Raw genomic sequence first — 13674 nt, 5'->3', positions numbered from 1 at the left:
AAACAATAGAGTTCAAGCGATGAAAGTATTCATAGGCCTTCATGTTATTACCTTTATTTCCCCCCGAATTCAGATAAAGAGTGCAGGTTTCTTGGATAAGTGGTTAGAAAAGATTAATTCCCCATTGGTAGAGCACAGTGATCGCAAAGAACAAGAGTAGTTATCATGAATAAAAAAGCAGCCGGCTTCTATAGCATAATAACAGCTAAAAGTCAGCCAATGTGGAGGTTTTTACTATCCGCAAATTTAAGCGCGTTTGAAAGTGAGTAGGAATAAAATCAATAATGAAATTCAGCATGATATAGTTCATCAAACTCACTTTCTTTTCCTGTCGCATTGACACGGGGAAACTATAGCGAACAAGTACTGAAAAATATATCGAATCAGCAATTTTAGTAAGAGTGAGAATATGGGGGCGATTTTTGCTATATGTTGTATAGCCGCCTGATGATTCTAGTTCCAGATAAACAGCGCTGCCATAGCTACCTACCTGTTTAAGCAAATACTAATTTTAAGCTTGTCTGCCCGAAACCTATTGATTGCAAACTTTTTTGGGCTTTGAGGTGCTTTCCAATTTCTAGGAAGCTGCTACTCTCGCGAAAGTAGGCTTATATCTGGCATCGTTGTCCGTCGAAAAAACTACCTTCAACTCATGGTAACTACTCTTGTTTTTTGGCGATAACAAAGTGCCAACAACAGCAATGATCTCTTGTAACCATTTAACCAAGGAGCGGATGGACAGGTACACTTATTATATGAATTCTTGCGTAGTGTTCAGAAGAAAATAGCAGAATTGGTTAGCATTATCAGTTATCCTATACATAGAGGAATATTTTGGAGCATCGCACAGACTCTGCTGTCGATAAGAAACGATTTGGAGTTGTGAAAGAGTATTTTGTTTTAGGTATATACTGAACGGATGTTACAGTGATTTATTTTGAGAAAAAGAGGTAGTTTGATCTCTTACTTAAGTGCCGGTTGTTAAAACTGAAATTGAAAGTCGTCCAGTTATCGTTACATGTCTTTTATAATGATATAAGTATTATGAGTGTGGGTTTTAATCCGAAACTTTTCTCTTGCGAGCCAGTTGCGGTCAAGCTAAAAACGGATATTACTCTTTCAATCCCGATTCACCATGTGGTGAATAGATATTTGATCTAGGTTTCAGCGGGCTTCGTCGCTTGATAAGCGGGGTAACTGGTTAAACTTCGGTAAAAGAAAATCAAGCCACATAAGCTCCCGAGTTTTGAGTTTTTAAAAAAATATCTTTGTCACAAGTATAATGAGGGCCTTATTAGAAGGTGGAAACCTGGGCCAACCTAGCGAATGGTTTAATTCAGACCTAAATTCGCATCAACGATACCAAGCAAGAGAAGAGACTATGGACATAGGTGTAGATTCAGGCGCGTTACTCATACACGTATTTATAATTCTTTTTATCATTAAAGAGTGTTTTGCAAATTCGGAAGATAATGAATGATAACAGATATTTTTTATTCGTTTATTATTATTACTTTCATGGTATTTGGATTCTTTAGGCCATATGTCGCGTTAGCTGCAGTACTCTGGATCGATACAGTAAAGCCGCAAAATACCTCCTTTTCTTTTTTATCAGGTAAGCCCTTATCGTTAATTTTAACCGCTTTTTTTTTATTAACTTTGTTGGTTAATGCTAATAAGCTTCGAAAAGTTAATAATGGTGCGTTTTATTTTTTATTTTTGGGGTTTATGTTTTGGATAACACTTTCTCATTTAAACGCTGAATTTCCTCTGTACTCTGCGATAAAGTACGACACGGCAATTAAAACTCTTGTTATATTGTTTTTTATTCCATTTACTATTTCAACCAAAAAGGATTTTGACTTTGTCCTTTCAATTTTATTTGCGGCTTCCTCACTGTTTATTATAATGGCTGGGGTAAAATCAGCCATGGGAGGAGGAGGGTACGGTATATCACTGATAGGTCTTCAGGGCTCTGGTTTTATGTACTCAGAGGGTAGCATGCTAGCGACGCTTGCGGTTTGTTTGATACCACTCTCACTATACTTAGCCCAATATAGTTTTCTCTCAAATAAGAAGATATTCAAGTATTACTGTTATTTTGTTGTTTTCTGCGCTCTCACAACACAAGTCGGGACGCAAGCCAGAACCGGAATAGTTGTTTTGGGCGTGTACGCTTTGCTGCATCTTTATTACAGCAAGAAAAAGGTGAAAGGCGTTGTATTTTTAATGTTACTTGCCGTCATTGGTAGCCAATTTATAACGGATGGTTGGTTGAAACGAATGGAGTCAATAGACCAAGGCACAACAACGGAAAAATCAGCAGTAGGTAGAATTGTTGTTTGGAGATGGGCATTTGACTATGTTGCTGAACGCCCGATCTTCGGCGGCGGGTTTTATGCTTACTTGGCAAATGCAGGAAAACTTGACCAATATAGTGAGGATGGCGAGGTAGTAATATCCCAGAGAGGTGCCAAAGCATACCATAATATATACATCGAGGTGCTTGCTGAAACAGGCTACGTAGGCCTGATGATTTTCTTGGGCATAATAGTTCACACTCTGTTATTAAATTCTAAAAAGCCGAATCCTAATGACCCTTGGAGTGCCGAATCATCAAAAGCGATAAAAACTTTTACGCTATTATACTGTGCTGGTGGAATGTTTATTAATGTTGCCTTTTACCCTTGGATTTATATACTTTACACCCTCTCTGTCGCAAAAAACTCCATAAGTAGCGAGCAAGTCAATGAAAAAAAATAAAATCGCTATTGATGCTAGATTTGTATTGCGAAAACAAAGAGGGATGCCTCTATATACCTTCATGTTATGCAAGCTAATACCGAAAATGCTGCCTCAGCATCAGTTTGTTTTGTTTATCAACAAAGGGTTTGAACACAATGATTCAGCAGAAAAATATCAAGCAAGACTCGATGAGATCTGTAAGTTAGATAATGTCAAAATTATAAATGCAGATGCTGAAGACGAAATTAGTTGGGAACAGTTAATTCTTCCGAAATTGTTGAAAATTCATAAAGTCGACCTTCTACATATGCCGGGAAATAGAGTTTGTTTATTTACTCGAGTTAAGCAAATAACCACAACTCATGATTTAATGGAGTGGCACTCACTCAGAATATTTCGGTACTATAAAAAACGCAGTTTTAAGGAGAATTTTTATTTCTTTAGACAGAAAGCATATTTGTGGGCTGTATATCGTTTGGGTCTTTCATTTGCAGACCATGTTTTAACAATATCGCAATATTCAAAGCATGACATATCGCAGAACTTTCCAAAATTAAAGAATAAGAGCTCGTACGTTTATCATGGTATTCCCGGTGGGTTTAAGCCTCCACCAAACAACAAACCTAAACAAGGCGTTCTTATGCTCGGTGGCGACAGTCATCAGAAGAATTCAGAGAACATGTTAAAAGCATGGGCGCAGTTACCTAAAGATTTAAAGAAAGCACATCCCCTCACTATTTTAGGGTTTGTTGGGGGGGAAGACTCCATTATTTCCAAAACCATTCGGGCATTGGGAATTGAAAATGACATTGTTATAAAAGGGTGGGTTACCGAAGACGAGCTTATTCAAGCAATGCAAACCTCAAAAGTGTTTATATTTGCATCGCGTGAAGAGGGCTTTGGGTTTCCTCTTGTACAATCGATGGCTTCTGGAACACCTGTAGTAACCTCTGAAGCTGATGTGCTTATAGAAATTGGGCAAGATGCGGTTTGTAGCGCAAAAGCTGAAGACTTTTTAGCGTTGAGTAGTGCAGTACGCAACCTCCTCACCGACGAACAACTCTACAATGAAAAAGTACAAAAAGGCCTAACGATTTCTTCCAAGTTTACTTGGGAGCATACCGCCGAACATATTGCGTCTACTTATTTAACATTATTGAAATGAAAGTAAAAAAAGGAATGTATTTCTTGATTTCCAAGTTGGTGGAACCTTTGCGATGGCGGTTTGCGCTGTATTTTGCTGAAAAATTTGATCTTTATGGATCACTTTCATTCTACCTAAAGCAAAAGTTTACAAGGAAAAAGTACTCAAAAACTGCGCCTGTCGTTTACATTTATGCAAACAAAAGAAACGTTGGGGACTATATTTCCCATCTTGGTTTAAAAGAAATAGTGGGTAAGGACGGCCCCGACCTCTTTTGTTCTCCTGTTTGGTTAAAGGAGTTCAAAGCGCACATTGACTACTTAAAACAGCATAACCCAAATGTGCTGCTGGTAATTGGCGGAGGAGGCCTTCTACAGCCAGTCTTTGAACCTTTTTGGCACGTTGTGCTTCAAAGTGGATTGCGTTTCAGCGCGCATGGTATTGGCATTAATAAGATGTCTGGAAGAGGGGAAATGAAGGCTGATTTATTTCCTAAAATTGCGAAAGGCGCCGACCATTTAGGCGTGAGAGATGAATATACCTTCAACTTTTTAGAGCAATTTGCACCAAACAAACTAGTTCTTACCGCTTGCCCCTCAATAAACTATCTGGTTCCACGTTACTGGCAATTACAAGCACTCTCTTCAAAGGTTCTTTTGCATCTAATCCATCCATCAGATGTAAGGTTGGCAGGCGCTGACCTAGATGTAATATCAAAAAATCTGATGGCTGCAGCTGAAGCTTTGGGGTTGGAATATCAAGAACATACTAATATGGACTCTTCTCATGTTCGAATGTTGAAAAAGGTTAGTAATGCTCGCGTTATTGTGAGTAGTCGCCTGCACGGCTGTATAATGGGTTTCGGTATGGGGATTCCTTTCTTGCCGTTACTGTGCGATGACAAAATTAAGGCATTCTTGACATCACATACGGAAGTTGACGGCGTTAAAGTTAAGCAAGCGGAAGACGCATCTTTCTTGAAGCATAGAGTTGAGTTGCTTCTAGCTGAATGTAGCAGTGACCGAAGTAAGCTTGATGTGAAGCTTGCTGAAAATGCAGAATCGGGCAGTTACATAAAGAGCCTAGCTTCAAAAATCGCCAAAGATTAACTATAAATGCAATAAAGCAGCAAGCCATAGTGTTAATACAAAAATAATTTGTGGAATTGCGCGCATTGAACAAAACAAGGGATAGGTATGAATGTTACCTTTAGTGGCTTCTACGGTATGAAAAATACGGGCGACGATTGCTTTTGCAAAGTCGCAGAGTGGGGAGCGCAGCATTACTGGGGCGCTGATACCAGTTATTTCTTTTCTAAAAAAATACCTAAGCTATCCAACAATGCAAAGCCGATTATGAAAACTTTGCCATATCGTCTGCAGTTCATTAACGAATTATTGTTAGATAGGCATTTTAAGAAAAATAAGCATCTTGTGTATTCTGGTGGTTCCATCTTCCACGGCAAAGACTGGTGGGAAATGGAATATGCAAATAAAAACTTTGAAAAGTACGACTTAAAGATTGGGGCTATTGGGGTTTCTGTAGGTCCTTTTGATTCGGTGGCACACGAAAAAAAAGTTATCGAGTTTATGAAACGCATGTCTTTTCTGTGTGTTAGAGACCTTAAGTCTTATGAATTGGTACAAAGTTACAATTTAGACTTACCTTGCACACATGCTTTCGACCTTGCGGGGCTGTTGCCAATGGTTGACAAGTTAGATTTAAAAGCAAGGCAAGAGAGCACTAAATCTACCATAGGGTTAGCACTGTGTTCGTTCAGTGGAAAAACAGGAAAAGTGCGTCACGAAAATAAAGAACGACTACAAATTCTGGCCTCCGCAATCAATACGTTGAATGCTAAAAGAGGCGGTGATGTTACGCTTAGACTCTTTGTGTTCAACGGCCATGAATTGCATGGTGACATGGCCGCAACGAAGGAGTTTGTTAGGCTTCTTGACCCGTCTGTGAGCGTTGAGCTGTTCGACTATGTCACCGATCCTATGAGTATGTGGCATCAGATTGGCGAGTGTGACGCATTTTTAAGCTTTAGACTACATGGCGCAATTTACGCGTTTATGGCTCACGTTCCTTTTTTATTAGCCGAGGTGCATTAAAAAGCAAGCAACTTTCTTAAAGATATTGATTGGCCAGAGAAATTTCGGGTAGGGGATTTTGAAGTGTCGCCTGATAGTTTGGTTAGTATTGTTGAAAAAACACTGAAAGGGCACGACTTTTCGCAAAGCATAAAGCGTTGCGAGAATGACGCTGAAAAAAACTTCACGCATGCCGTGTTTGACTGAATATTTCACTGACTCAAGGAGTGTTGATAAATGAAAACTGTTGTGCGTTCTACATCAAGTCTTCTTGATGTGTGCTTTGTGTGGAACACAGTGGATAAGGATTTAAAAGTTTGAACTTAGCAAGAAAGGTGGTAAGCAGTACGTCGTTGATCCTCATTGTTCGATTGTTCCAACGTGGTATAGGTATTATTAGCCTACTGATTCTTGCGCGTTTATTAACGCCCGAAGATTTTGGTGTAGTAGCTATTGCAACAATGCTTGTTTTTCTTTTCGATACATTGTCTGAAGGAGGCACTCAGCAATATATTATTCAGAAGAAGACACTGGATGACAGCGATATTGTAACGGCATGGACGATTTCAATATTGTCTAAACTCGCGCTGTTTGTTGCGCTGCTTGCACTTACGCCCGTACTGGCCAACTTCTTGAACGCACCAGAAGCTGAATCTGCGATACGCGTAATGGCACTTGTGTTACCAATTTCTGCCTTTGCAAGCCCTCAGCTCTTTATGCATAGAAGAGAATTGGAATACGGCATCATTTCTAAAATACTCTTAATTGAGCGAGTTGTGAGTTTCTTAGTTACAGTGGTGCTGGCTTTCATTTTAGAGAACTATTGGGCCATGATAATAGGCGTGCTGGCAGCATACACCAGCAAAACACTGCTCTCTCATTGGTATGCGCCTTACCCTTTGAAGTTTTCATTAAGCCGCATAAAAGAGCAAATGAGTTTTTCACTGTGGATGCTCATGCGTTCTATTTTGGGGTACGTGCGCGCCGAGTTCGACGTGATTTTTATTAGTAAAATGTATGGTGCAGATCAGCTTGGTGGTTTTAGTTTAATGAGAAATCTTTCATTCTTACCAAGTAGAGAAATAATCGCTCCTGTATCTAATGTATTCCTAGCAAGCTTTTCTGAAATAAAAAGAAGGGGCGATCCAATTGGAGAGCACATCGTGATTGTGCTTACCATATTGCTATGTGCGATTTTTCCCATTATTGGCTATTTACACGTTTTTAATCAGGAGCTTGTTTCGCTGTTTTTAGGACAGCAGTGGCTGCCCTTTGCGCACTTATTACCGCTATTAGCCGTGTTCACCATTACATTTGCCGTGTCCACTTTTGTCCAGCAAGGGCTTATTGCAAATGGCGATATAAAGCTATTATCGGTTTATGAAATGGTAACACTGAGTTTATTAATAGGCTTAATTGCGTTTTTCTTTTCAGGCAGTATGGAAGAATTTATTATTACAAGACTAGTATTCTCTTTCATGGTGCTAAGCATCTTACTGGTGTTTTGTTCTATACGGTTTGGACTACCCGTAGTTAGCTTGCTGTTTATGTGTACGCTTTTGGCAACGGCGTGTTTTTCTGCTGTCTTATCAGCACAAATGTTGACGGGGCAGGGTATAGTCTACCTTGTATTGGGGAGTGCTCTGTACTTTGGAGTTTATTTTGTCGCGTGTTTATTTTTCCTATTTTTGTTTAAAAAGCACAAGGTGCTCAAAGAAGTCACCTCTTTGGCCTCGCGGTTTATTAGCTCTAGAAGGAGTCGCTGAAAACCTGCTAGCGTAAGAGTTTCGCATTGATAGTATAGTTAATGATATCGGTTGGTCTTCGAAAACGTATCTTGTGTACGTTGAATTTGAGCGATTTATACCTCTAGACAGTCAAATGATAAGCATTTGATTGAGAATATGGAGAAGGATTTTCCCTATTTTCTCCGTTTCAGAAGTGACTGTCTAATGCATGTGTGGGTTTTCGAACTTGGTTGAGACAAAGTTTTCCTGGATGCAACTTCTGATCAAGTATCCCTTCTTTTACATTGGCTCCAAATGGTTTTATAGCGAGGGCCTAGACATGCCACAACGGTGGCAAGCCAAGCCTGTGTCTTGGACTATTACTGCTTTAATAGTCCCTACTCGCGTGGTTTTTTTTGTCTGTCTTCGAGGCTTTTTTAGCTTCAATGTAATTCTTAATTCTCCAGGGTATCAGGCGAGAAATACCACTCTCATCACGTTGTGTGCTTTGATCTATCACAAGTGACTCCCACGCTCTTCCCAGCACATCACATGGATTTTCTTTGTACCATAGGTTTCCATACAATTGCGTACGCTGGTATTGCAGGTGGTCATATTTTGCTTTAACTGCGTGTAGAGTTTCGTTATTAGGAGAAAAGATCACTATGCTATTGTTTTTAGTTTGCTGTTTAACTGTATTGCACCACTCCCATGGCACCCAGCACGTGTCTACATTCTTATTCCCTTTCCAATACTCCTTGATGTAGGTATATTCAGGTTTGAATTTCATGTAGTAGGTATGATGGTCACTCAACTCAGAGTTTATCGATGGGTTTAGGTTTACCATGTATGTTAGTGCTTTTCTTCTAATATCTGGATGAGGGCTTATTTCATAACCATCCAAGTATTTTTGAATGCCACTGTCGTAATTGCATTCGTCAGCTTGCACACCAAATTTTCTTGAAATACATTGAATGAATTCATCACTTTCGAGAAAGCTAGTCAATTCTCGAACTATCGTTGACTCTGGCTGTTTGAGCCTAAGTACAATTCCGAAACCTTCACATGCTGTATTAATTTTTTGAGAAGCATGTTTATGTTCATGCCATTTTATGTATTCTTCGTGGTCATTTATACAGCCTGGGAAGTCGATTATTTTATAGCCATTATTAAACAGCTTTTCAAACAAATCTTTATCGTTTTTACAGTCGCTTATGTTTAGCTCTTTTGCCCTGACAAGCTGTTCAAAATGTTCTGGAGTGAAAAGATTGTTCAGCTCAAGGTGTAAAAAAGGTGATGTCGATAATTCGGTATTGTTAATTTTTTCAATTATATAATCAAACTGCATGTCTTTTCCTTATGACCAAGCTTCAGAGTCCATTTCAAAGTCGCACATTACTTTAACCACAAAGTGTGCTGATCTGCAATTTATTTTGCTCGAAAATTACTCTTTCCACACTACGTTTGCGAATTTCCCTTTAAGTGAATACTCGTAAATAGCGCGTATTTTAAAGTAGTTATTACCGTATAGATTTACTTTTTTACCTAACTTAGCCGCCGCAATGGCTACGTGCAGCCTGTTGGTGTTCACCGTTTCAAAGGCGTTAATGTGAGATAAAAAACGAAATGTAGACAGCTTGGCGAGCTTAGGTTCGCATGAACTCAACTCATACAGTGCTGATACGTCAACGTTGTCTGAGGGAATGGGAATGTCAGTTTTTTCAACGTCTATTCTAAATGCATTGAGTTCACCGCTTTGAGGTTTGCTCGGGTAGGGATGACCAAACAGTGATTTTAAAGTGTAGGCAAGGTAGTGCTTCAGCGATATACCAAAATCTTCATTTTTAAAGAGTGCGCGGCGCTTCAATTCTGAACCAACACTACCCAACGCCGATTGGCTGGCAGGTTTTGATAGCATCTTTTCCACATCTGCGCTTAATACCATGTCATCGTGAAGGTATACGTTGGCTCTTGTTGCCATTTCGCTAGCAAATTCGTAAGAAACTCGTTCTCGACAAAAGAGATGAACGGTTTCAGGAAGCGATTGCAATAACTCTTCTGCACCAAAAAGCGTGTGAGGTAACAATATAAAGGCTTTCACGCGAGAAGCGTATTTTTTGATGTAATAACCAACACGGCTATTTTCACCACCAAAATTGCCGCCTCCACCATAAACAAGAATATCATTGTCTGAAATATCTTTTTCTGACTGGCAGCATTTGTACTCTATATTGTTTCTTTCAAAAAATTGATACGTTGCACATGCGATAAGTGAGTCACCTGCATTGCCAGGATTGGGAAGGTAGTTTACCTTTCCACCAAGCTGTTGGATTAACACTACCAACTCATCATCTTTCTCTTTATTCATTTTAGTTTCTTTTCAATCCAGCTATAACAATCGTCAAATGCATCCTGCTCTTCATAAAGATAATGCATGCCATGTAAGTCATTCACTTTTACTGCGAGGTTTGAGTGCCATTTTACGTCGCTATTTTGTTCTATCTCGTAGTCTCTTATCACGTCTTGCATCATTTGAGTGGCTACGTCGCAATTCCTGTTGTTTAAAATATACTCTCTTGGAGAGAAGGTTCCCTCACTGTTTAATAAACTCAATACCTTAATTTCAAGATCTTGCTCGTTTGCAAAGTAACCTGTTTGTGCATTTATAAAATCGTATTTTTCACCATAATTATGGTTTTCTCTCATTATTACCGGTGTATCACACAGCATTCCTTCAATAATAGCCCTGTTGTTACCCTCAAACTTTGACCACAAGACGTTTATTTTTGCCCGCTTATATAATTCAGCGACTTCTTGAGGTGTTATCCATTCGTAAATCTTTACATTGTCAGCAAGCCCCATTTCATCTGCATACGAAAGGATATCAGATTGTGATATGTCACCAGGGTATCCGACTAATACAATCTTGAAGTCGGGCTTTCTTGACACTACGCCCTTCAAAGCTTGGAAAAGTGCTCTGTGACGCTTGTACTTCGCCCATGCAGCCACAACAATTAAATCTATGTCTCTTTCTTCATCTTTAAGGGGGGGAGCGAAATTCTTATAATTTATAAACCAGCTTGGGCCGACCTTAATTGGAATAAGATTTGAATTGAGTGCTTTAACGAAGTTGTAGTCTCTTTCTTCATAGGTTTGAATGAAAATTGGAAACTTTAGCTGCGTGTAAATAAGAATATTCGACTCGCAAAACCCTGCCCAACTAGGCTCTAGAATGAGATGATAATTTTCTAAAATTTCTTCTGCTTTGAAAAAGCGTAGGAACAAAGGGAAGTAGTAACTATAGTTAATAATAATTACGCCTTTCTCAGACCCATTTGGCTTTTTCAGTACGGTGATAATTCCATTTAGCATCTTTTCAGGTTCGGTAAAGAATTCCGCCGTATTTGATAGAGGCTCAACGGCATTAATAAATGCGTCCTGTATTTCGTTTTCATATTGCTGACCGTTAACGAAATACCGTTTAGCGTACTCTACACCTAGTGAGTAACTGCCAGACCACCCCGTTCTGAAAACTGCTGAAACCAGAGCGAACGCCTTACTTCTAGAACCAAGTTTCCATAGTGCAAATGCACATAACCTTACACACGCAACAAGTAGCCCTTTTTTGCTGTTGTGATCGAACTTAACAAATTCTATTAATCGATCCTTACTATGTCCCAACTTCATATTTATCACTTCTTTTTGGTGATTAAGTTAACAAAAGTACGCAATATGCGCTTAACGCTCATAGCATTCCCTTTGCGTAGAAAAAGATTCAACGAACATTGCAAAGAGAAAAGGTGATCGTTTTTCTCTTCAGCGATATAAGAAAAAATAAGATAAGCACGGCATTTAGCTTCTTTTTTTAACGTGCTGTTTCTCAATTCTTCGTCGTTGAAGGTTTCATCAAGAATTTCGAGATGTACAGGTAATAATGAGCGTGCATTGCGAGACGTAGATTGCGGTTGAACTCTATAATCTAAAAGCACTTCGTCACACAGTACAATTGGATGATCCTTTGCGATTTGAAGCCATAGTTTCCAGTCTTCTAGCGCTTGAAGTGCCTCATCAAAGCCGTTGTATTTTTCATACACGCTTTTTCTGATTACTAAAGAAGACGTTGTGAGAAAGTTTTCAATCGCAAGCTGCTTGAATATTAAACCACTAAATAAACGGCTGTATGTAGAACGGTAAACGGTTTTATCGTCAAAGCCGATTCCTACGTAGCGAGAGTCGCAGTGAGACCAATCGGCCTCTCCAAGCGAAATGAGTTGCTTTTCTAGCTTATTGGGATACCAGACGTCGTCCGAGTCACAAAAGGCTAATATCTCTCCTTTGGCTTTTGATATCGCTGTATTTCGAGCTGCCGAAACACCTTTGTTTTTCTGAGATAATACAACAAGACGATTATCTGTCTCAGCCCATCTTTTCGCAATAATGAGTGTTTCATCAGTCGAGCCATCATCTATTATGATAAGCTCAAGATTTTCAAACGTTTGATCCAAAATACTGCTAATAGATTCCTCTATAAAAGACGAAGAATTATAAGCGGGCATAATGACACTAACTTTTTTGTTATTTTGATTCAGCATTTTCTGTAGTTGCTTTGAGTTTATAAGTCAGAAAAAGAGGAGGCCTTGCATATTTCCCTAAAGTGTCCCCTCTTGTTAGTGAAATGTACAACTTTCTTTGTTCTTCATCGTAATCAGCTCCGCCAATTGCTAGCCCTTTGAAGCTGCTAGGCAACGGGAATTTCCCATGCTCATATGGTTGCAGTGAATGAGGTGGCGCTGAATTAAGCTTCACCTTCAGTAGGTCTGCAATATCCCATGCCCAGAAATAACTGTAATAGTCGTCCGCGTCGAATGGGCAAGGTCCGCCGCATTGATGGCCATTGCTTTGCTTTATTTTATAGCCTATTCCGCTCTCGTGGCCTGCCGATTTCCCAAGTGTCAGGTAGGTGCGCGTTCCAGGCACGATGAAACCAAATGAAGCACCAGATGACAGGGTCCACATTTTATTACGCCCATCGCTGTTGAGGCTCAAGGATCGATAGTCAGGTTGAGTTTTATAAACACTATGATTATAGAGAGGCTGTCTCATAGAAAAATCTAGTAAGGCCTCAGTCTCCACCGAACCAGATGGACCATAAACGACGTTTTTTCTTGGGTTAAATGCAAAAGCAGTGGGTCCTATGGATAGCCGAGAAGCTATCGAAGCATTTGATTGTGAGCCAGTGATGTGCGTAGCTTCAAAAAGTGCTTGTAACTCTTGCGGTATCTCACTTAACCATCCTGCAGCGTGAGCGGCGCCTTCCAATTGGTATGGGCCGTACATTTTGCTACTCGCTAGGTTGTTTGCCTGCCAAATCATTATGCTGGTATCTGTTTCGGTGCCATTGGCGTCATACCAATTTATGTAGTTGACCATAAGAGCATCATCAATCTGCTTGATACCGGTAATGCGAAAGTAACCGGCAATTCCCGTCGAAACACGGGGCGTATTATTGATAGATTGAAAACCTTGTAAAACGGATGTTCCAACCTCAAAGTCTTCTATGTCTTTGGAAGCAACTATTGGAGGGATTGATATTTCACCAATACCGCCAAACTGAGGGTGACTGGCGACAAATATTGACTTTTTCGAAGCGCTTAAACTAAATATACCAAGTGAAAAGTCGATCGATGCTTTCGCGTTATCGCTCGTGGCCTTTGTTGTTAATCTGAAACCTCCTTCGTATTCCCAGGCAGAAATAGGAATTCTAGGGGATTTGAGCATTGTGAAAGCGTCGCGTATCCAACTACAATCAAGCAGTTGTGGTTTACTTTTGCTGTCCTTTAATCCAAGCTCTTGAAATACAATTCGCTTTTTTTCTGTACAGTCTTCTTCGGCAAAAATTGGTGAGCCAAAAGACAACATGGCAATCAACGTTAATGAATTTAAAAAGCGATGTGATGAAGCCATT

Annotated in this window: 11 protein-coding genes; 6 read left to right on the top strand and 5 right to left on the bottom strand. The window is 39.7% G+C overall.

The window, feature by feature from the left end:
* Window positions 1–19 precede the first annotated feature (19 nt).
* The 6 genes from BM528_RS18545 to BM528_RS13255 all read left to right on the top strand — a co-directional run bounded on the left by BM528_RS18545 (window position 20) and on the right by BM528_RS13255 (window position 7748).
* Window positions 20–160: a hypothetical protein gene (locus BM528_RS18545; protein ID WP_156844067.1), complete on the top strand. Its 141-nt coding sequence runs from the start codon at window positions 20–22 to the stop codon at window positions 158–160.
* A 1316-nt stretch (window positions 161–1476) separates the two neighbouring features.
* The gene (locus BM528_RS13275; RefSeq protein ID WP_071980221.1) at window positions 1477–2763 is read left to right on the top strand and encodes a DUF5935 domain-containing protein; all 1287 of its coding nucleotides are present in this window, start codon (window positions 1477–1479) and stop codon (window positions 2761–2763) included.
* Window positions 2750–3910: a glycosyltransferase family 4 protein gene (locus BM528_RS13270; RefSeq protein WP_071980220.1), complete on the top strand. Its 1161-nt coding sequence runs from the start codon at window positions 2750–2752 to the stop codon at window positions 3908–3910. Before BM528_RS13275 ends, BM528_RS13270 begins: the two co-directional genes overlap by 14 nt.
* Window positions 3907–4998: a polysaccharide pyruvyl transferase family protein gene (locus BM528_RS13265; RefSeq protein ID WP_071980219.1), complete on the top strand. Its 1092-nt coding sequence runs from the start codon at window positions 3907–3909 to the stop codon at window positions 4996–4998. The genes BM528_RS13270 and BM528_RS13265 overlap by 4 nt, the downstream gene beginning before the upstream one ends.
* A gap of 87 nt (window positions 4999–5085) precedes the next feature.
* Window positions 5086–6003, top strand: a complete 918-nt coding sequence (locus BM528_RS13260; RefSeq protein WP_071980218.1) for a polysaccharide pyruvyl transferase family protein — start codon at window positions 5086–5088, stop codon at window positions 6001–6003.
* Between the two features lie 296 nt (window positions 6004–6299).
* On the top strand, window positions 6300–7748 hold the full coding sequence (locus BM528_RS13255; protein WP_071980217.1) for an oligosaccharide flippase family protein: 1449 nt from the start codon (window positions 6300–6302) through the stop codon (window positions 7746–7748).
* 349 nt (window positions 7749–8097) lie between these two features.
* Here the strand turns inward: BM528_RS13255 and BM528_RS13250 are convergent, their stop codons facing one another.
* The 5 genes from BM528_RS13250 to BM528_RS13230 form a co-directional block, all read right to left on the bottom strand.
* The gene (locus BM528_RS13250; protein WP_071980216.1) at window positions 8098–9057 is read right to left on the bottom strand and encodes a hypothetical protein; all 960 of its coding nucleotides are present in this window, start codon (window positions 9055–9057) and stop codon (window positions 8098–8100) included.
* A 96-nt stretch (window positions 9058–9153) separates the two neighbouring features.
* Window positions 9154–10077: a polysaccharide pyruvyl transferase family protein gene (locus BM528_RS13245; RefSeq protein WP_071980215.1), complete on the bottom strand. Its 924-nt coding sequence runs from the start codon at window positions 10075–10077 to the stop codon at window positions 9154–9156.
* Window positions 10074–11396: a glycosyltransferase gene (locus BM528_RS13240; protein WP_232230488.1), complete on the bottom strand. Its 1323-nt coding sequence runs from the start codon at window positions 11394–11396 to the stop codon at window positions 10074–10076. Before BM528_RS13240 ends, BM528_RS13245 begins: the two co-directional genes overlap by 4 nt.
* Window positions 11397–11401: 5 nt before the next feature.
* Window positions 11402–12265 carry a glycosyltransferase gene (locus tag BM528_RS13235; protein ID WP_198033561.1) on the bottom strand — a complete coding sequence of 288 codons (864 nt, stop codon included), beginning with the start codon at window positions 12263–12265 and terminating at the stop codon, window positions 11402–11404.
* A 19-nt stretch (window positions 12266–12284) separates the two neighbouring features.
* Window positions 12285–13673 carry a hypothetical protein gene (locus tag BM528_RS13230; protein WP_071980213.1) on the bottom strand — a complete coding sequence of 463 codons (1389 nt, stop codon included), beginning with the start codon at window positions 13671–13673 and terminating at the stop codon, window positions 12285–12287.
* Window position 13674 lies beyond the last annotated feature (1 nt).

Source organism: Alteromonas sp. RW2A1, assembly GCF_001886475.1.
Classification (GTDB): Bacteria; Pseudomonadota; Gammaproteobacteria; order Enterobacterales; family Alteromonadaceae; genus Alteromonas; species Alteromonas hispanica.
This window is presented reverse-complemented; position numbering and strand designations above follow the sequence as displayed.

What these genes read in the sequence shown, in the direction of transcription:
- BM528_RS18545 (WP_156844067.1), top strand. Translation starts at nt 20, where the DNA reads ATGAAAGTATTCATAGGCCTTCATGTTATTACCTTTATTTCCCCCCGA.
- BM528_RS13275 (WP_071980221.1), top strand. Translation starts at nt 1,477, where the DNA reads ATGATAACAGATATTTTTTATTCGTTTATTATTATTACTTTCATGGTA.
- BM528_RS13270 (WP_071980220.1), top strand. Translation starts at nt 2,750, where the DNA reads ATGAAAAAAAATAAAATCGCTATTGATGCTAGATTTGTATTGCGAAAA.
- BM528_RS13265 (WP_071980219.1), top strand. Translation starts at nt 3,907, where the DNA reads ATGAAAGTAAAAAAAGGAATGTATTTCTTGATTTCCAAGTTGGTGGAA.
- BM528_RS13260 (WP_071980218.1), top strand. Translation starts at nt 5,086, where the DNA reads ATGAATGTTACCTTTAGTGGCTTCTACGGTATGAAAAATACGGGCGAC.
- BM528_RS13250 (WP_071980216.1), bottom strand. Translation starts at nt 9,057, where the DNA reads ATGCAGTTTGATTATATAATTGAAAAAATTAACAATACCGAATTATCG.
- BM528_RS13245 (WP_071980215.1), bottom strand. Translation starts at nt 10,077, where the DNA reads ATGAATAAAGAGAAAGATGATGAGTTGGTAGTGTTAATCCAACAGCTT.
- BM528_RS13240 (WP_232230488.1), bottom strand. Translation starts at nt 11,396, where the DNA reads ATGAAGTTGGGACATAGTAAGGATCGATTAATAGAATTTGTTAAGTTC.
- BM528_RS13235 (WP_198033561.1), bottom strand. Translation starts at nt 12,265, where the DNA reads ATGCCCGCTTATAATTCTTCGTCTTTTATAGAGGAATCTATTAGCAGT.
- BM528_RS13230 (WP_071980213.1), bottom strand. Translation starts at nt 13,673, where the DNA reads ATGGCTTCATCACATCGCTTTTTAAATTCATTAACGTTGATTGCCATG.